Below are 16,566 nucleotides of genomic sequence, written 5' to 3'. Positions count from 1 at the left end.
TATTGTTCTAGCCTTATCTCGAAGATAATCTCCCCAAGTATTCGGAGCAAGAAGGCGTTTGCTATTCTCGCAATGCAGCAATGCCTTTTGAGCAGCTAGTTGGCTCCCACTCGCTTGATCTGCGGAACGCGCGTCTCGTCTGCGCTCTTGAGAGCGACCGTCGCCCCCGAGCCTCCCCCCTCGATCACGATCTCAGCGGACTTGATGCAGATCGCCATGCGCTCCGGCTTGAAGGTCTGCTTGATCTCGAACACGCCGTCGTTGTCGCGCACGGTGAGGTTGGCTTGGCCTTGCGCCAGCTTCTCCACCTCCGCCTTGCCGCCGAGGCGCGCGAGATCCGTCTGCTTGAGTTTGTAGCTGACCGCACCCGCACGCACCGTCTCGCGCACGAGGAAATACTTGCTGCCCGGCTTGGGCTTCATGCTGGCCTTGAAGAGGTCGACGATCTTATCGGCTACGTTGTCGTCGATCACCTCGCCGACCATGTCCTCAACCGTGATGTCGACCGTCATGGCCTTCTTGTAGTCGGCAGAGCCCGAGGCATTGAGCCCCGGCACGACTTTTTTCAGAAGGTCGAATGAGAGCCCCGCGTTCGCTTGTTGCGTATCGGACAGCTGATAGTTGGAAATCGGCACGTCGCGCTTGTAGGGCCCAAGCGCCGTGACGCTCGGATCCGACGTGAAATCCTTCACGCGGAAATAGGTGCCCTCCTTGTCGAGGCGATAGATGGAGCCGGCAGGATCGAACCCGTTCGGGACCAGCGGACATTGATAGCCCTTCGGCACCCCCGGCACGAAGTCGTGCGTCACGGCGTCCGCAGCGGGTTTGATCGAAGCGGTATCGACACCCGAAAGGCCTTCGGAGCAACCTCCCAAGAGCCCAGCGAGGCTGAGCAACCCAGCCCAACGAAGAAACGTCCCCATAGCGCGCCCCTGCTCCCACCTAGCGACTCGGAGTCGTAGCAGCCGTTCAGCGCACCAACAATGTCGCCCAGAGCACAATCACCAACCGCAAGAAATCCTCGCAAGAGGGAGAAGTGCTGGAGCCTCGATCCGCGCGGCAGCCTCAGATAGAAGCTGACGAAGCAATCGAACATCCACTGCGGCGACAACTCCAAAGAACTGCAACGCAAACACGCGTCCACTTGCCATGAATGCAACGCACGCATGAGGTGCATTCAATTTTTCTGTACTGTTTTACTACTCGTTAAGCATGCAAGCAGGACACACAGTGCTGAAAATACGCCTCCAATTGATCCTTGCTTTCGCCACAGACTGTCCGCATATACGCCAGTGCCGGTGCGCTCCGAGGTGGATCGTACCCTCACGAAGTTGAATGAGAGAGCGTGCCACCGGCCGTTTTGCCTTATTCCTGATCGACTGAGATCCCAGGCGTACGGCGTGCCGTCTGGGATTGGCTCAACTTTTTTGCACGCAAGAAGGAACACTGCCTATGGATCGCATCACCGGAACCGTGAAGTTCTTCAACACCGCTAAGGGCTTCGGCTTCGTCCAGCCCGAGGACGGCTCGAAGGACGTCTTCCTCCACGTTTCCGCTCTCGAGCGGGCCGGCATCAACGGCGTTTACGAAGGCGACAAGATCTCCTTCGTTCTCGAGGACGACCGCAAGGGCCGCGGCAAGCAGGCCGGCCAGGTTCAGCTCGTCTAAGCGAGCACCGGCTTTACAGAAATTCATGCCGCCGGCCCCCGCCGGCGGCATTTTCGTTTATGTGCTCCGCGCGAGCCAAACCGTATGACCGCCGCACGTCCTGTCCTCCACGACGTGAGCCAGCGTTTCGAAACCGTTCTCGGCAAGCAGCGTCTCGTACTCGGAAGCGGCGAGGCTCGCGTGATAAAGCGGCTCGCCCTGAAAGGAGCCGATTGCTTCGCCCTGATCCGGTCCGCTCGTAAAGAGAAGCGCCGCTCCAGGCTTCGCATGCGCCTTGAACACGGGAAACATCCCCCTCTGATCATCGGGCGACAGGTGGAAGAAGCTGTCCCAGGCGATCAGCCCGCCGAAGCACCGGCCGAGGCTCAAACGCCGCATGTCGGCGACGATCCACGTCTGATCCGCGAAACGCTCGCCGCAAGTCCGGATGAGAGACGCTGAAGAATCGACGCCCGTCACGGCATGCCCCGTCTCGATGAAATACCGCGCAATCGGCTCGCCCGAACCGCATCCGATGTCGAGGATAGAGGTATCGCACCCCATCGCGGCTCTGAACCGGTCGAGCCAAGGCTTCTCAAATAGCGATTTACCTCGATCCGAGTCCCAGGCACCGGCGTGCCGCTCATAGAGGTCGATGATCTTGTTGGCTGGGGTCTGCATCGGCCGAGTGTTAAGGATCATATCTTCCGGATCAAGCCGTCCCAGTACGCAGGAGGGTCAGCGTTGGGCTGCGACCCCGTCAACCGGCAGCTCACCTTGACTTAACACCCCCAACATGAGACAAGCCGCGCAACGCTCACACAAAAAGAGCGTCTTCCGGCGCTCCAGCCGCGTGAAGGGACATGTGTCGAACTCGAGGTCCATGAGACCGCAGTGAGTTCAATTCGTCCTCCTGTTGAGCGCCCTGAAAAAAATCCCCATCCGACAGCCCAGGCCACGCGGGGCGTCATCGAAGAATGAGACATGTCCGGCACGGAGCTGGGCAACTCGTCGCCGCGTGCGCGGCCTCAAAAAGAAAGACTGTCCTTTGACATCATTTACCGACCTTCGCCTCGCCGAGCCGATCCTTAAGGCCCTCGCGGAAGAAGGCTACTCGACCCCCACGCCCATCCAGGCCAAGGCCATTGCGCCGGTCATGGAAGGCCGCAATCTCCTCGGCATCGCACAGACCGGCACCGGCAAGACCGCTGCCTTCGCGTTGCCGATTCTCCACCGCCTTGCCGCGAATCCGCGCCCGGCACCGCGCAAAGGCTGCCGGGTGCTCGTCCTCTCTCCCACGCGCGAGCTGGCGTCCCAGATCGGTGATAGCTTCCGCGCCTATGGCCGCCATCTCGGGATCACCGTTGCGGTTGTCTTTGGCGGCGTCGCCCATCGGCCCCAGATCCAAGCACTCTCCCGCGGCGTCGACGTCCTCGTCGCGGCGCCGGGCCGGCTCCTCGACCTCATGGACCAGCGCTGCGCCGACATCTCCGGCACGGAGATCTTCGTCCTCGACGAAGCCGACCAGATGCTCGACCTCGGTTTCGTGAAACCGATCCGCCGCATCGTCTCGCATCTCTCCCATCGGCGGCAGAACCTTTTCTTCTCAGCCACCATGCCGAGCGAGATTTCGGGTCTCGCTGATGAGCTTCTTGAGAACCCGACCAAGGTTTCGGTCGCGCCCGTTGCGACGACTGCCGAGCGCGTCCGCCAGCGCGTGATCCATATTGAAGCTGGGAAGAAGCGTGCGCTCCTGGCCGAACTGCTCGCCAATCCCGAGATGACACGCACCCTCGTGTTCACGCGGACCAAGCGCGGCGCAGATCGCGTCGCCCGGCATCTCGAAAGCCATGGCATGAAGGCCGCGGCCATTCACGGCAACAAGAGCCAGCGCCAGCGTGAAATCGCACTCGAGGATTTCAAGCAGTCGCGCATCAAGATCCTGGTTGCCACCGACATCGCAGCGCGCGGCATCGACATCGATCTCGTCACCCACGTCATCAACTACGAGCTGCCTGAAGTCCCCGAGGCGTACGTGCACCGCATCGGCCGCACGGCCCGCGCGGGTGCATCGGGCATCGCCATCTCATTGTGCGACGTTGAGGAACGCGATCAGCTCCGCGCCATCGAGCGCCTGACGCGACAGCAGATCCCGCACGAGGACCGTCGCAACGATCCCTCGATTGTCGCCGACCGTACACCCCCGCGCCGCGAAGACGGAGAGCGGTCGCAGGGTAGCCATCGTGGACAGCGCAACGGTGGCGGACGCGACAATCGCCAAGCGCAAGCGTCGCGCGGTGAACGTCCGCAACGCGGACAGCGTCCGCACCGCGATCGGAATGCGAACGCGAGCGCGAACGAAGGCAAACGCGGTCAACAGCGCAACGAGCACTCCCGCGACGAGGATACCGGATCGCTGGCCCATGTCGGCTTCCTCGCACGCCCCGGCAACGGAGGCGGCGGACGCCGCGATGGCGCACGCGGACACGCTCACCACGACCGCCATCAGAATGGCGATCGTGCGCACGCCCAACGCGACCGCAACGGCGGTCGGCCGAACGGCGGCGGACACGAGCGCCAGCGCCGGCCGAATGCCGACGCCGGCAGCCGGAATCGCGACGCGGGATAACGGGCCGGAGCCGTGCAAACGGCACTCTGAAACCCCATTTCACACGTCAACGCCGTGGAAGCAGCGCACTGCCGCCGCATCCCGCCTTGCCTCACTGAAAGGACGCCCATGGCCCGCAAGAAACCGAACCCGAAAGCCGAATTCGTGCTGTTCAATGTCCTCTATCAGGACGGGTCCCAAACTTCGAACCGCAAAGTGCCGGGGGAAATCCTCGGAGGCCTGGATGGCGATGAGCCGGCACGTGCCGCGATCGAAGCTCAAGATCGCGAGATCGCTGAGCGCTCAGGTCGCCCCCGCGGTCCGATCAAATCCATCGAGCGTGCATGAGATCTGCAAGCGCGCCCGAAGAAAATAAAAACCGGCCGCCCAGAAAGGCGGCCGTTTTTTTTATTGGAGCATCCCGGAAAGGAAGCGGCGGCTTAGGCGATAGCTGCTTCGGACAGAGCGACGAGCCGGCGCCCCTCCTCGTCCCAAAGACGCAGCTTCACGCACTTGAAGCTTTCCCAGAGCGTGATGCGGTGCACGTTCGCGAGTTCCGGGTGGTCCTTCAAAACCTTCGGCAGGTTGTAATAAGGAATCCGGCTGTAGAGATGATGAACGTGGTGCACCCCAATATGCGCCGTCAGCCAAGGCAGGAACCCGGGGAGAGCATAGTGCGAGCTGCCGTGCAGAGCGGCCTCGTGCACGTTCCAATCGGGCTTCTCCGCCCAGATCGTGTCCTCGAATTGGTGCTGGATGTAGAACAGCCATACGCCAATCGAAGAGCCGATCGCCACGATCGGAAGCTGCACCGCAAGGAAGGCTTTCCAGCCCACAAGCCAGATGAGCAACCCGCCGCCGGCGATGAGCCCAAGGTTGGTTCCGATCACGCTCGCCCAGCTGCGCCAATCCGCACCACGGAGCATGCTGAACGGCAGACGGTGCTGCACGACGAAGAGCAGCGTCGGCCCAATCCCAAACAGAACGATCGGGTGACGATACGTGCGATATAGGAAGCGGCGCCATGGCGAGAGCGCCGAATACTCGCGTACCGTGAGCGTATCGATGTCACCGGTGCCACGGTCCTCAAGGCTGCCGTGCGTCGCGTGGTGGATCGCGTGAGAACGCTTCCAGGCGTCGTAAGGCGTCAGCGTGAGGACGCCCATCACGCGACCGACCCAATCGTTGGTCAGCCTCTTGCGGAAGAGCGCTCCGTGGCCGCAGTCGTGCTGAATGAGGAAAACCCGCACGAGGAAGAACGCGGCCGGAACGGTGATCAGGAGCGTAAGCCAGTAGCCGACATCGAGCGCCAGCCAGGCAGCGATCCAAAGCACGACAAACGGAACGAGAGTGATGAACACTTCGAAGATGCTGCGCGCAGGATCTGGATGGCGATAGCGCTGCAGGATCTCGATCCAATCGCGCGCCTTTTGCGGCTGCGCCAGCGTCTCGGAACCGGACGCGGCTGAGCCGGACGCAAGAGTGTGTGCCAAATATTCCCCCGTGGAATTCGCGGTCGAAGCGCCCGCCGAGGCGACTCCCCATGGTTGCGGGGGCACACTTGCAGGCTGCCAGTCAATCCGCAAGTAGGCGCGCCAAATTCCACTGGGCTGGTACACAAAAAGCCAAATACACGCCGAATGCACGCCGACTTGGTTTTGTGCACTGCACGAATTTCTAATAGAGCACGGGGCTTTCTCACAAATCCGTCAAACCGTGACGGTTGTGGGACGAAACAAAGCCCTATCGAGGCTCAAGGAAAGAGCCTCGTTTTCGTCCACGGCTCCGAAGAGGCCGCGCGACGAAACACCACTCTGTCGTGCAGGCGAAACGGACGATCGTGCCACAACTCGATCTCGACGGGGGTCAGCCGGAAGCCCGACCAATGCGGAGGCCGCGGCACCTCGCTCATCCCGAACTTTGCCGTGAACTGGGCGACGCGCTTCTCGAAGGCGTAGCGGCTCTCGAGCGGCCGGGACTGATCGGAAGCCCAGGCACCGATACGCGACAAACGTGGACGCGATGCGAAATAGAGATTTGCTTCCTCGGCGGACACTGCCGTAACCGGCCCCCGAACGCGGACCTGCCGCCTAAGGGACTTCCAATGGAACAACAACGCCGCGGCGGGATGCTGCGCCAGCTCGCGGCCCTTCGCACTTTCGAGGTTCGTATAGAAGACAAAGCCGCGCTCCGGATGCACGACCTCGTCGACGCCTTTGAGCAGCACCATGCGAACATTGGGATTTCCCGCAGCATCGACCGTCGCGAGCGCCATGGCCGTGGGATCGTTGGGCTCAGAGACAGTGGCTTCGGCGAGCCAGGCTTCGAACAGCGCAAACGGTTCATCCGACGCCGTGAAATCCGGCGTCTCTGCACAAGGTTCGAAATTGTCTTTTGTCACTAGCCCTACTGCCTGCTGCGAAAAATGGGACGAACCTTTAGCACCTTTTAACCAAGCGCGACCAGAATAGGCTGGCCGGCTCTGAGTTTTTGTCGGCCGGTAAAAAGTTGAGTTTTGGAGTTGGTCGTCATGCGTCACGCCCCCGTGCTGGAGACCTGCGTCCTGGCCGCTGCGACTGCGGTCATGCTGATCGCGTTCGTCTTCCTGTGGAACGATAAAAGTGTGGCAGGCGAACAGGCCGTCGGCCAGCTTCGCTGCACATGCCCCGGCGCGGAAAACGGGTCTGCCAAGCCGAAATTCGCAGAATTCGACTCCCGCCGCTTCTTCCTTGACGAAACAGACGAGATCGCCGCTCTCGAGAGCATTCAGGTCGGCCTGACCCGTATGGACGACGGGACCGCCTTTGTATGGCGCCGCACCAACGGCCGCCTCTCGGGGGTCGTACGCCCCACCACCTCGTTCCGCAATGCCAGCGGCACCCTTTGCCGCCATGTCGTCGTTCTGTTGACCACGGGCTTCAAAACCAGAACGGCCGAAGGGGTCGCCTGCCGATCGGCAGATCGCCGCTGGGTGCTCGAAGGCTGAGCAGCATCGCCGCACCCGGCCACTGGCGAGAAGTCCTCTTAAGGATTTGATAAAACATTACATTTTGTAAGGAAGCCGACGGGACACCGCCCTGGTCGGCGTCCCTGGGCACCTGAGGCTCCGATGGTATGCGCATAAGACAAAGGGCGCATCTGGACCGGCATGGCCTTTTGTGTAGGATGCGCCCAAATTTCAAGACGAGGGATTACTTGCAAATGACCGAAAAGGCGGCGGACGTGGAACACCTTGCCGGCACGCTGATGGCGGGCAAACGCGGCCTTATCATGGGTGTCGCCAATAACCGCTCAATCGCCTGGGGAATTGCCAAGGCCGTCGTTGCCCAAGGCGCTGAAGTGGCCCTGACCTATCAGGGCGACGCCCTGAAGAAGCGGGTCGAGCCGCTCGCCACCGAGCTGGGCTCGAAGGTCGTTCTGCCGTGTGACGTGTCCGACCGGGCTTCGGTCGACGCGCTCTTCGCAGAGCTCAGCAAGACCTGGGGCCGACTGGACTTCCTCGTCCATGCCATTGCGTTCTCCGACAAGAACGAACTCGACGGCCGCTACGTCGACACGACGGAAGCCAACTTCACCCAGACGATGCTGGTCTCCTGCTACTCGCTGACCGCACTGGCCCAGCGCGCCGAGAAGCTGATGACCAACGGCGGATCGATCATCACACTCACCTACTACGGCGCCGAAAAGGTAATGCCGCATTACAACGTGATGGGCGTCGCCAAGGCCGCGCTCGAGGCGTCCGTCCGCTATCTGGCTTCCGACCTCGGCAGAAACGCAATCCGCGTCAATGCCATCTCGGCCGGCCCGATCAAGACCCTCGCCGCTGCTGGCATCTCCGATTTCCGCTACATTCTGAAGTGGAACGAGTACAATTCTCCGCTGCGCCGCACCGTCACCATCGAGGATGTCGGCGGGGCTGGTGTCTATCTGCTCTCTGACCTCTCGAAGGGTGTGACTGGCGAAGTGCATCACGTGGATGCCGGCTACCACGTTCAGGGCATGAAGAACGAGGATGCGCCTGACATCGCCGTCGTGAAAAACGAGGGCTGATCCCCGCGGGATCGGCCCACGATCCCCGCTCTCGCCGGACACCGGATCGCCTATGCGGGACCACCCGACGATCTACTTCATTCGCCACGGCGAAACAGACTGGAACCGGGACCGCCGCTACCAGGGTCAGAGCGACGTCACGCTCAATGAAACCGGCCGCGCCCAGGCCCGTCGGAACGGAGCGGCGCTTCGCGCCTTCCTTCCCGCCATCGCTGAGGCCGAGTTCATCGCCAGTCCGCTCGGCCGCACGCGGGAGACGATGGAAATCGTTCGCCAGTCCCTTGGTCTCGAACCGCTCGGATATCGGGTCGATCCGCGATTGCTTGAGCTGTCCTATGGCGCATGGGAAGGCACGCTCCAAGACGACGTAGCCACACAAGATCCGTCCGGATTTGCCGATCGAAAAAAAGACCCACTCCGCTGGCGCCCAAAAGGCGGTGAGAGCTACGCGGATCTTCACGCTCGCGTAAAGATCTGGACCGATACGATCGAACGCGATTGCGTGGTCGTCTCCCACGGCGGCGTGTCGCGTTGTCTTCGCGTCGACTTCCTCGGGCTTGACCCGGAACTGATCCCTCAGCTCGAAAGCCCGCAGGACCGGGTGCTGATCCTCCAGGACCGCACCATGCGATGGCTTTGAGACGCAGAGCCCAAAAAATAGGGAGCCAGAGCAGCGGCTGCTCCAGCTCCCTCATGCAAACTGAATAAGTGCGAGACCCTCGACGCGGTTGCTCAGACCGTGAGGAGGTGCCCGCTGAACGCAAAAAGTACGCACTCAAGCAACGCTGAGCGAGAGCCCGTATGCAGCCGGACCTCACTCGTTGCGCCACATGCTGCCACCCGTCCGAAACGGCGCACACATGCGCTGGCACTCTGTCTGATTAACTGCGTCGCGCGTCCTTGCAAAACAATTCCGAAAGCACCCATCCTACTTGTACATGCCCTCGCGCAAATTGATCCCGTGTTCGAGAAAAGCTTTGAGCGCGCACAGCATTTGCGTCCAGCCGTGGCAATTGCCGTAAGACGCCCTGAGCGCTTTTGGCGTCTCACGCCAGCCTTCCTCTGAGATCGTGACCAGCGTCCGCCCATCCTCAAGCGCTTCGAATTCCATGGTCACTGTCGTGTTGTATCCGGCAGATGCAGCGCCCGCATCGCCGTCGGAGGGCGCGCCTTCGTGCGCTGCCCATTGGAAAACGATGCGCTTGTTCTCCTCCACCTCGGCGACCTCAACCGGAAACTCACCGGGAAAGTCGTGGAAGCTCCAATAAACGACCGCCCCTGTCGCGAGCCGCCCCTTCGCTCCGCCGGTCGTGAAGTACCGCGACAATTGCTGCGGGTTGACCACGGCCTCGAAAACCTCAGCCACCGGTCTGGCAACGCGCCCCGTCACTTTGAACTTGAGTTCCATCACAGTTACTCCCTTGCTGACCCTCCCATAATGTTATAAATATATAACATGTCAACAGAAGACGAGAATGATAAAATATTCAAAGCTTTATCGGCATCGACCCGCCGCGTGATTCTTGATGCGCTAAGGGACCAACCTCAAACAACAGGCGCGCTCTGCGCGCGCTTTACGGCGCTTGATCGGTGCACTGTCATGCAGCACCTCAAGGTCCTGGAGGATGCGGAGCTGATCATCGTGCGGCGCAAGGGGCGCGAGCGCTGGAACTATCTCAATCCCCTGCCCATCAAACACATCCACGACCGATGGATTGGGCCCTACGCTGCGCATGCTGTCGAAATTCTCGATCGTCTGAAGGCCGATCTCGAAACGCCAGAGTAGGTGGGCGTTCCGCTGAAGGAGAGCTAGGTCCTAACGCCCTTTGAGCACTGCCCTTGCTGCGCAAGCCCACGACACTTAAGACAGGCTATGCACGTGCGTCGGATTTGTTACCGATGCTATCGATACACCCCAACAGCGGCATCCATGTCACACAATACCTTCGGCCATCTCTTCCGCATGACCACCTGGGGCGAAAGTCACGGGCCCGCCATCGGCTGCGTTGTCGACGGATGCCCGCCCGGAATTCCGCTGACCGCTGAAGAAATCCAAGTTCACCTCGATCGCCGCAAACCCGGACAATCGCGTTTCACCACCCAGCGCCGCGAAGCCGACGCCGTCGAGATCCTGTCCGGCGTATTTCCGGACGCGAACGGCCAGCAGGTCACGACCGGTACGCCAATCTCACTCCTGATCCACAACACGGATCAGCGCAGCAAGGACTATGGTGAGATCAAGGACGCATTTCGCCCTGGACACGCGGACATCACATACTGGATGAAATACGGCATCCGCGACCATCGCGGCGGCGGGCGGTCCTCGGCGCGCGAGACGGCCATGCGCGTCGCGGCAGGCGCCATTGCGCGCAAGGTGCTCGGCCCTGGCGTTGTCATCCGCGGCGCACTCACGCAAATCGGTACTCTTAAGATCGATCGCTCCCGCTGGGACTGGGACAGCGTCGATAGCAATCCGTTCTTCTCGCCCGATCCGTGCATGGTGCCGGAATGGACTCACTACCTCGACAGCGTGCGCAAAAGCGGCTCGTCGGTCGGAGCCGTCATTGAAGTCGTGGCGGAGGGCGTGCCGGCGGGACTCGGCGCCCCCATCTACGGCAAGCTCGATCAGGATCTCGCGTCCGCCATGATGAGCATCAACGCCGTTAAAGGCGTCGAGATCGGCGCCGGCATGGGAGCCGCCGAGCTGACCGGCGAAGCCAACGCGGACGAAATTCGCATCGGCGCCGACGGCAAACCGCGCTTCCTCTCCAACAACGCAGGTGGCATCCTCGGCGGCATCTCGACGGGACAGTCGGTTGTTTGTCGCTTCGCCGTGAAACCGACCTCGTCGATCCTGACCCCGCGGCAAACGATCGACTCGCAGGGCCACGAGACCGAAATCGTCACAAAAGGCCGTCATGATCCGTGCGTCGGGATCCGCGCGGTACCCGTCGGAGAGGCCATGATGGCACTCGTTTTAGCCGATCATCTGCTGCGACATCGAGCGCAACGCGGATGACCTGAGCGCCAGCCTCTTGCGCACAGGAACATGCCGCACGAGGTATGCAATGTGACGCGAAGCCTGGACGCGGGTTTTCGGCGAATGTATCTATAAGGATATGTGCGCGACCGGGCGTTTCCCAAGGGAGACCGGCGATGACCAAATCACCAGCCACTTTCGAGGAATTCTGGCCCGAGTACTTGCGCGCGCACAGCGATCCCAAAACGCGCACAATGCACCTCGCAGGCACCGCAATGGGCATTGGTTGCGCGGCTATGTTTCTCAGCACGAAGCGCCCCGGCTGGGCGATCGCGGCGGCTCTTTCTTCCTACGGCGCTGCCTGGACCAGTCACGCGCTGTTCGAGCACAACACACCGAAGACCTTCTCCAACCCGCTATGGTCACTACGCGGCGACTTGCGCATGTTCCGGCTTGCGCTCGAGGGCAAGCTGGACAACGAGGTCACAAAACTCTGCGGCCCCGAGAAGGCCTAGCCACCCCACATGGCCGGATTGATGCGGCGCGGAACAAATCTCCGCACCGTACGGTTCTATTCGCACATAGCCGTCACCGAAACGGCAGACCACTAAGCAAACTTAGCGAACGGAGCTGAGACATGCGGAGAGCAATCATTGCCGCCGCAGCGAGCGTTGTCGCGTGCGGAACTGCATACGCCCAGGAAGTCTATGTAGACCCCAATATCGACGACGATGACCCCTACGTCGAAGAACCAGCTTACACGGATCCTCCTCTCGTCGACGAGGACGTCGCCCCTGGCCCGCGCGTCTATGGCTGGCATGCGATCCGTCCCGCCGATTGCGGCACGTTCAGGTATTGGAATGGCGAGTATTGCGCGGACGCGCGTGACGGGCCGCCGGAGGACTGAGGGTGCGCGGAGCAGTCAGGCGAAATTGAAATGCGGATCGCTGCTTCTGAAAAAAGGAATCACAACAATGCACCCGATCATGGCGCTCTATCTCTGGTCATCCTTTGTCCAGAGGACTGTACAGTCCACAATGCGCCCGGCCGACCCCGCCCCGGCCTCAAGTCAGCCGCGCGGAAAGGACTGATAGTTCCGATTCTGAGCCTCAACTACGCTCGACGGCGGCGTCCGCGCCAATATTTTCGTCTGAGCCAGAACGTAAACTTGCGTCACCAGCGCCAAACATCTGCTTGATCGCTTGACTGATTTCGGCCTCGATCGCTTTGCGCTGTTCGGGCGGCAGGGCCGCCAAGCTGCGTTCATCGAGGTCCTTGGACTCGAGAATGCGCTCGCGCAATTTCTCGATCGGGTCCTTTTTCATCCAGTCCAGGAAGTCGTTCGCGACTTTCTCGTTGGCCGACGAGTTGTCATCGTTCTCTCCCCACCTGACCTTCGATGGCGAGGACTGCGTAACGCCGGCCGCAGTTTGGTCGCCTGCAGACATGAGGGCGTTGAATGCCACCCCTGCCTCGGCAGCGGCAGAGCGGCCGCTCACAAAAGGCCTCGAACCGAACTGTTCGGCAGCGTTTGGTCCAATCCGCATCGATGTCTCCCTCTGTCGAGAGTCCACGACGCTAGAGGGCTAGCCCTGCCCGAAGCTGGTCTGACGGTGAACGATCAGGCGCGAAGGAGACTCAGTTCCCGCCTTTTATGGCCGCAACCGCTCCGCCGAATATCGCAAAGCCGGCCAGGATGCAGAGAAGGTCCCGATCCGTGCACATGCTGGAAAGACCATTCATGATCGGATGCTCATCGCGGACATCCACAACCTCATGGCCGCTCGCACTCATCGGCTCCGGGTTGTAGTGGGCGCACCCCGCCAACATCGACACGCTCACACTTACGCTGACAAGGCTTCTAAGAAATCTTGCCGCCATGGAGCTTCTCCAGAAAGAGAATCGCTTGCCATCAAGCTAGCGCCTTCGCAGCTCTACGTACGGGATTTTGCGGGACGTCTGACGGGTTGAATAGGCGCGCGTGGCAAAGCCGCAACAAAGCGCCTCGACAACCCTTGCTCATTGAAAGGGCCCTGAAACGAACAATCCGTCCACGACCCTGGGGTCGTGGACGGATTGCGGTAGGACCTGAGCGTACTTGAGCTCGGTTGCTCACACGGCCAGGAACAATCCAGCAAGCGCGATCGCGCCGCCTGCAACGCGCGAAGCTGCACCCTGCATCGAGATCATCCGGCTGAGACCGGTGCCGGCTGCAATGCCGGCGAGGTGCAGGAGTCCGGTGGCAACCAGGAAACCTGCCGCATAGCTCGCGCCAGAGGCGTCGATGGGCATCTCAGCCCCATGCGCATAGCCGTGGAAAATCGCGAAGAAGCCAGCGGCTCCCATGGCGGCGATGATCGGCAACGGCAACCGCAACGCGACCGTCAATCCGAGCGCGACGACGGAGAGCGAGATGCCAAGCTCGACAAAGGGGAGATGGATTCCCGCCATCGCTACGCCCGCGCCGACGGCCATCATGGCCATGAAGGACGCCGGTACCAGCCAGAGCGCGCGGCCGCCGAGAGCTGCAGCCAGCATGCCGACTGCGATCATCGCCAGCATGTGATCTGCGCCGCCGATCGGATGCATGAACCCGTGCATCAGACCATGGGTCTCTCCATGTCCAACGTGCGCCGAAGCAGGAACCGCAGACGAAAGGATCAATAGCCCGGCAAGTGCCGGCTTGAGGAACGAACGGTTTGCCATTGTTATCTCACTTCATGACCTTGTTGCGATGACCGAGATGCCCCTCGGCGACGAGCGTGCCGAGAACATCGAGCACGACGCGGCAAGCGAGCTGTGCCGTGTTGTCGTTGACGTCATAGGGCGGAGAAACTTCGACGACTTCCATACCGCAGAGACCTTCCCGCGCGATCGTATGGATCATTTCAAAGGCCTCACGCGGCAGAAGCCCGCCGGGTTCGGGCGACCCCGTTCCCGGTGCGAAGCCGGGATCGATGGAGTCGATGTCGAAGGAGAGGTAGACGGCTTTGCAACCCTCCCACGCCATCTCCAGCGCGATTTCAGCCACCTTCTGCGGGCCATGCTTCTGCACGTCATGCATTGTGAGAACGCTGGTGCCGCGCCGTTTGGCGACGGCCGTTCCCGGACGATTGCCGTACCAGCCGCCGATACCGATCTGGACGAGATTCTTCGGATGGCAGTTCGGCAAGCCGACATCGTGCATGTGGCTGTGATCGCGGTGCGAGTGTGTGCCGCCTTCGTGCGTGGTCCAGAACCACGGCGTGGTGTGCATGCGCTCATCCATATCCTTCTCCTGGATATCGATGTGCCGGTCGATGTGAATGATGCCCACGTTGCCGTCGATGTGCGGAGCAATTCCGCGCACGTTCGGGAATCCGAGGCTGTGGTCACCGCCACAGATGATCGGGAAAACCCCGGAGGTGTAGATGTGCGAAACCGCTTTCGTGACCTGATCGAAGGTTTTCTCGATATTACCGGGAATTACGAAGATATCTCCCGCGTCGCAAAGATCGAGTTCTTCATAGATATCCACGCCGCCATCGAACCAATAACCGTCGTAAAGCGCCGAAATTCGGCGCACAGCCTGCGGTCCAAAACGCGTTCCAGGCCGATAGGTCGTAGCGGAGTCGAAAGGTGCTCCGACGAATGCTGCCTCATAATTTCCGATTTTGCGAATATCCTCGCAATAAGGCGCCTTCATGAAGGTATTAATTCCGGCAAAAGCCGGTTGATGGCCGCGGCTGAAAAGCGAAATATTGCGGTCGATGACCGAGTCGGCGGCTTCGAGCCCGAACTCGAGGGACTGCCTCACCTCTTCATCCTGCTTCCGCTGCGAGATGCGCGAAAGCGCCTCCATCGTCTTCGCGCCGTGGGTGTCCTCCCGCTTCACGCCGTGAGGTTGATGATGATGCGTATGTCCGTGGCCGTGCGTGTGGCCGTGATCGTCTTTTTTGCCTGCCATCGAAGTAACCTTGATCGCTGCTGAACCTCAGTCAGCCCGATGATAGAGGCGCTCATCCCACATAAAACTCCCAAAGGTTTTATGGTGATCATTGGTGCCATCAATGTTCGAAGCGGCAGCTCGTCCATGCTGCATTGCACTCATGCTTGCTAGATGGCGGCGGATCTGTAGAGTTCCGCGACGTCGTAGAGAGCGATGGGCCCGCGGCCCAGCCCTTATGCCCCCGAGGAGCATGCATGAGAGCGCGTCAAAAATTTTGCCTCGACCTGGACTGGAATCTCCTGAAGATCTTCCACGGCATCGTCGAGGCAAATGGCGTGACGTCCGCAGCCAACGCCTTGTGGCGCAAGCAATCCACGATCAGCCTCGCCCTGCAGAGACTTGAGAGGCACCTTGGAAAGAAGCTCTGCCGCCGAGGCCCTGCCGGGTTCGAGCTGACCGATGAGGGCCGAATTCTCTACGAATGCGTGAGCGAGGTCTATGCCAAGCTCGATAGGATTCCTGACAGCCTGGACAACGTCTCACAGGAGCTGCGCGGTCGGTTGCGGCTGCGCACAATCAGCAATTTTGTGAGCGCGAAGTTCGACAAGTTGCTTGTCGCTTACAGCGCGCGTTGCCCCTACGTCGAGCTGCAAATCGAAGTCGCCACCTGGGAGACGATCTCACTCGCCGTGCTCCGCAACGAAGTTGATGTCGGCATCGCTCCTGTACACGCGAAGTATCCGGAACTTCACTACGAATTCCTCACCCGAGAGGTGCACCTCGTCTACTGCGGAAAGCGCCATCATCTGTTCGGAGTATCGTTGGACACGGTGGAATCCCTGTCCGACGAGCCCCTCATTCTTACAGGCGCCGACGAGCCAGATAGTCTGACGTACTACCGCCTGCGGCACGGCCTCGGAAAGCGCATCGCAGCAACGACCCCCAATCTCGAAGAAGCAAAGCGCCTCGCGGTCTTAGGGCTCGGAATCTGCTTGCTGCCGGAGCGGATGGCGGCCGCCGATGTGAGGAAGGGTACGCTTTGGCCACTCACCTCGAAAACGCTCGGCACCGGATGTGATATCTATGCCATCTCGAACCGCCATGCGCCGAAGCGGCTCGTCACTGATATCTTCATGGAAGAGGTGAGCCGAAAGGCCAACCGCGCTGTCGCGGAAAAGACAACCGCATGTGAAGATCTTCTATTTGCCGACGAGACTGAGATGCGCGATGTCGTTGCAAAAACGAATTAAGCGCAACCCTTCGTGCGTAACGCTCGGCGATGCATTCCCCCAAGCATCAAACTGCTCAATGCAATAAATAGCCGCCCGGGGAGTTTTACAATCGCAACCCTGT

20 protein-coding genes are annotated in these 16,566 nt (G+C 60.8%); 11 read left to right on the top strand and 9 right to left on the bottom strand.

Annotated elements, in window-relative coordinates:
• Window positions 1-95 precede the first annotated feature (95 nt).
• Entirely contained in the window at window positions 96-923 is an 828-nt protein-coding gene (locus VHO05_RS13930) for a hypothetical protein (protein ID WP_329647186.1), read from the bottom strand.
• A gap of 529 nt (window positions 924-1,452) precedes the next feature.
• On the opposite strand from VHO05_RS13930, the gene VHO05_RS13925 reads away from it, so the two are divergent.
• Window positions 1,453-1,668, top strand: a complete 216-nt coding sequence (locus VHO05_RS13925; RefSeq protein WP_329647185.1) for a cold-shock protein — start codon at window positions 1,453-1,455, stop codon at window positions 1,666-1,668.
• 57 nt (window positions 1,669-1,725) lie between these two features.
• On the opposite strand, the gene VHO05_RS13920 is transcribed toward VHO05_RS13925, so the two are convergent.
• The gene (locus VHO05_RS13920) at window positions 1,726-2,349 is read right to left on the bottom strand and encodes a class I SAM-dependent methyltransferase (protein ID WP_329647184.1); all 624 of its coding nucleotides are present in this window, start codon (window positions 2,347-2,349) and stop codon (window positions 1,726-1,728) included.
• A 346-nt stretch (window positions 2,350-2,695) separates the two neighbouring features.
• Between VHO05_RS13920 and VHO05_RS13915 the strand changes: the two genes are divergently transcribed.
• Complete coding sequence (locus VHO05_RS13915) at window positions 2,696-4,276, top strand: DEAD/DEAH box helicase (protein WP_329647183.1); 1,581 nt, start codon at window positions 2,696-2,698, stop codon at window positions 4,274-4,276.
• A 108-nt stretch (window positions 4,277-4,384) separates the two neighbouring features.
• Window positions 4,385-4,603: a hypothetical protein gene (locus tag VHO05_RS13910; RefSeq protein WP_329647182.1), complete on the top strand. Its 219-nt coding sequence runs from the start codon at window positions 4,385-4,387 to the stop codon at window positions 4,601-4,603.
• A gap of 92 nt (window positions 4,604-4,695) precedes the next feature.
• Here the strand turns inward: VHO05_RS13910 and VHO05_RS13905 are convergent, their stop codons facing one another.
• Both VHO05_RS13905 and pdxH read right to left on the bottom strand, forming a co-directional pair.
• Entirely contained in the window at window positions 4,696-5,748 is a 1,053-nt protein-coding gene (locus tag VHO05_RS13905; protein ID WP_329647181.1) for a fatty acid desaturase, read from the bottom strand.
• Between the two features lie 260 nt (window positions 5,749-6,008).
• Window positions 6,009-6,656: a pyridoxamine 5'-phosphate oxidase gene (gene pdxH, locus VHO05_RS13900; protein ID WP_329647180.1), complete on the bottom strand. Its 648-nt coding sequence runs from the start codon at window positions 6,654-6,656 to the stop codon at window positions 6,009-6,011.
• 129 nt (window positions 6,657-6,785) lie between these two features.
• On the opposite strand from pdxH, the gene VHO05_RS13895 reads away from it, so the two are divergent.
• The 3 genes from VHO05_RS13895 to VHO05_RS13885 all read left to right on the top strand — a co-directional run bounded on the left by VHO05_RS13895 (window position 6,786) and on the right by VHO05_RS13885 (window position 8,945).
• Entirely contained in the window at window positions 6,786-7,241 is a 456-nt protein-coding gene (locus VHO05_RS13895; RefSeq protein ID WP_329647179.1) for a hypothetical protein, read from the top strand.
• Between the two features lie 215 nt (window positions 7,242-7,456).
• Entirely contained in the window at window positions 7,457-8,305 is an 849-nt protein-coding gene (gene fabI, locus VHO05_RS13890; RefSeq protein ID WP_329647178.1) for an enoyl-ACP reductase FabI, read from the top strand.
• Between the two features lie 52 nt (window positions 8,306-8,357).
• Entirely contained in the window at window positions 8,358-8,945 is a 588-nt protein-coding gene (locus tag VHO05_RS13885) for a histidine phosphatase family protein (protein ID WP_329647177.1), read from the top strand.
• 288 nt (window positions 8,946-9,233) lie between these two features.
• Here the strand turns inward: VHO05_RS13885 and VHO05_RS13880 are convergent, their stop codons facing one another.
• Window positions 9,234-9,713, bottom strand: coding sequence for an SRPBCC family protein (locus VHO05_RS13880; RefSeq protein WP_329647176.1), 480 nt, complete (start codon window positions 9,711-9,713; stop codon window positions 9,234-9,236).
• A 48-nt stretch (window positions 9,714-9,761) separates the two neighbouring features.
• Between VHO05_RS13880 and VHO05_RS13875 the strand changes: the two genes are divergently transcribed.
• The 4 genes from VHO05_RS13875 (at window position 9,762) to VHO05_RS13860 (ending at window position 12,192) form a co-directional block, all read left to right on the top strand.
• Window positions 9,762-10,091: a helix-turn-helix transcriptional regulator gene (locus tag VHO05_RS13875; RefSeq protein WP_329647175.1), complete on the top strand. Its 330-nt coding sequence runs from the start codon at window positions 9,762-9,764 to the stop codon at window positions 10,089-10,091.
• Between the two features lie 144 nt (window positions 10,092-10,235).
• Window positions 10,236-11,324 (top strand): chorismate synthase, encoded by a 1,089-nt coding sequence (gene aroC, locus VHO05_RS13870; protein ID WP_329647174.1) that lies wholly within the window; start codon window positions 10,236-10,238, stop codon window positions 11,322-11,324.
• A 137-nt stretch (window positions 11,325-11,461) separates the two neighbouring features.
• Window positions 11,462-11,800 (top strand): DUF962 domain-containing protein, encoded by a 339-nt coding sequence (locus VHO05_RS13865; protein ID WP_329647173.1) that lies wholly within the window; start codon window positions 11,462-11,464, stop codon window positions 11,798-11,800.
• 122 nt (window positions 11,801-11,922) lie between these two features.
• Window positions 11,923-12,192: a hypothetical protein gene (locus tag VHO05_RS13860; RefSeq protein ID WP_329647172.1), complete on the top strand. Its 270-nt coding sequence runs from the start codon at window positions 11,923-11,925 to the stop codon at window positions 12,190-12,192.
• 202 nt (window positions 12,193-12,394) lie between these two features.
• Here the strand turns inward: VHO05_RS13860 and VHO05_RS13855 are convergent, their stop codons facing one another.
• The 4 genes from VHO05_RS13855 to VHO05_RS13840 form a co-directional block, all read right to left on the bottom strand.
• The gene (locus tag VHO05_RS13855; protein WP_329647171.1) at window positions 12,395-12,784 is read right to left on the bottom strand and encodes a hypothetical protein; all 390 of its coding nucleotides are present in this window, start codon (window positions 12,782-12,784) and stop codon (window positions 12,395-12,397) included.
• Between the two features lie 139 nt (window positions 12,785-12,923).
• On the bottom strand, window positions 12,924-13,166 hold the full coding sequence (locus tag VHO05_RS13850; protein ID WP_329647170.1) for a hypothetical protein: 243 nt from the start codon (window positions 13,164-13,166) through the stop codon (window positions 12,924-12,926).
• 231 nt (window positions 13,167-13,397) lie between these two features.
• The gene (locus tag VHO05_RS13845; RefSeq protein WP_329647169.1) at window positions 13,398-13,991 is read right to left on the bottom strand and encodes a HupE/UreJ family protein; all 594 of its coding nucleotides are present in this window, start codon (window positions 13,989-13,991) and stop codon (window positions 13,398-13,400) included.
• Window positions 13,992-13,998: 7 nt separating this feature from the next.
• Window positions 13,999-15,231 (bottom strand): agmatinase family protein, encoded by a 1,233-nt coding sequence (locus VHO05_RS13840; protein WP_329647168.1) that lies wholly within the window; start codon window positions 15,229-15,231, stop codon window positions 13,999-14,001.
• Between the two features lie 236 nt (window positions 15,232-15,467).
• Between VHO05_RS13840 and VHO05_RS13835 the strand changes: the two genes are divergently transcribed.
• Complete coding sequence (locus VHO05_RS13835) at window positions 15,468-16,463, top strand: LysR family transcriptional regulator (RefSeq protein WP_329647167.1); 996 nt, start codon at window positions 15,468-15,470, stop codon at window positions 16,461-16,463.
• Window positions 16,464-16,566 lie beyond the last annotated feature (103 nt).

Source organism: Hyphomicrobium sp., assembly GCF_036262015.1.
Lineage (GTDB): Bacteria > Pseudomonadota > Alphaproteobacteria > Rhizobiales > Hyphomicrobiaceae > Hyphomicrobium_C.
This window is presented reverse-complemented; position numbering and strand designations above follow the sequence as displayed.

What these genes read in the sequence shown, in the direction of transcription:
- VHO05_RS13895 (WP_329647179.1), top strand. Translation starts at nt 6,786, where the DNA reads ATGCGTCACGCCCCCGTGCTGGAGACCTGCGTCCTGGCCGCTGCGACT.
- VHO05_RS13865 (WP_329647173.1), top strand. Translation starts at nt 11,462, where the DNA reads ATGACCAAATCACCAGCCACTTTCGAGGAATTCTGGCCCGAGTACTTG.
- VHO05_RS13875 (WP_329647175.1), top strand. Translation starts at nt 9,762, where the DNA reads ATGTCAACAGAAGACGAGAATGATAAAATATTCAAAGCTTTATCGGCA.
- VHO05_RS13910 (WP_329647182.1), top strand. Translation starts at nt 4,385, where the DNA reads ATGGCCCGCAAGAAACCGAACCCGAAAGCCGAATTCGTGCTGTTCAAT.
- VHO05_RS13920 (WP_329647184.1), bottom strand. Translation starts at nt 2,349, where the DNA reads ATGATCCTTAACACTCGGCCGATGCAGACCCCAGCCAACAAGATCATC.
- aroC (WP_329647174.1), top strand. Translation starts at nt 10,236, where the DNA reads ATGTCACACAATACCTTCGGCCATCTCTTCCGCATGACCACCTGGGGC.
- VHO05_RS13850 (WP_329647170.1), bottom strand. Translation starts at nt 13,166, where the DNA reads ATGGCGGCAAGATTTCTTAGAAGCCTTGTCAGCGTAAGTGTGAGCGTG.
- VHO05_RS13885 (WP_329647177.1), top strand. Translation starts at nt 8,358, where the DNA reads ATGCGGGACCACCCGACGATCTACTTCATTCGCCACGGCGAAACAGAC.
- VHO05_RS13925 (WP_329647185.1), top strand. Translation starts at nt 1,453, where the DNA reads ATGGATCGCATCACCGGAACCGTGAAGTTCTTCAACACCGCTAAGGGC.
- VHO05_RS13860 (WP_329647172.1), top strand. Translation starts at nt 11,923, where the DNA reads ATGCGGAGAGCAATCATTGCCGCCGCAGCGAGCGTTGTCGCGTGCGGA.
- VHO05_RS13840 (WP_329647168.1), bottom strand. Translation starts at nt 15,231, where the DNA reads ATGGCAGGCAAAAAAGACGATCACGGCCACACGCACGGCCACGGACAT.
- VHO05_RS13835 (WP_329647167.1), top strand. Translation starts at nt 15,468, where the DNA reads ATGAGAGCGCGTCAAAAATTTTGCCTCGACCTGGACTGGAATCTCCTG.
- VHO05_RS13845 (WP_329647169.1), bottom strand. Translation starts at nt 13,991, where the DNA reads ATGGCAAACCGTTCGTTCCTCAAGCCGGCACTTGCCGGGCTATTGATC.
- fabI (WP_329647178.1), top strand. Translation starts at nt 7,457, where the DNA reads ATGACCGAAAAGGCGGCGGACGTGGAACACCTTGCCGGCACGCTGATG.
- VHO05_RS13880 (WP_329647176.1), bottom strand. Translation starts at nt 9,713, where the DNA reads ATGGAACTCAAGTTCAAAGTGACGGGGCGCGTTGCCAGACCGGTGGCT.
- VHO05_RS13930 (WP_329647186.1), bottom strand. Translation starts at nt 923, where the DNA reads ATGGGGACGTTTCTTCGTTGGGCTGGGTTGCTCAGCCTCGCTGGGCTC.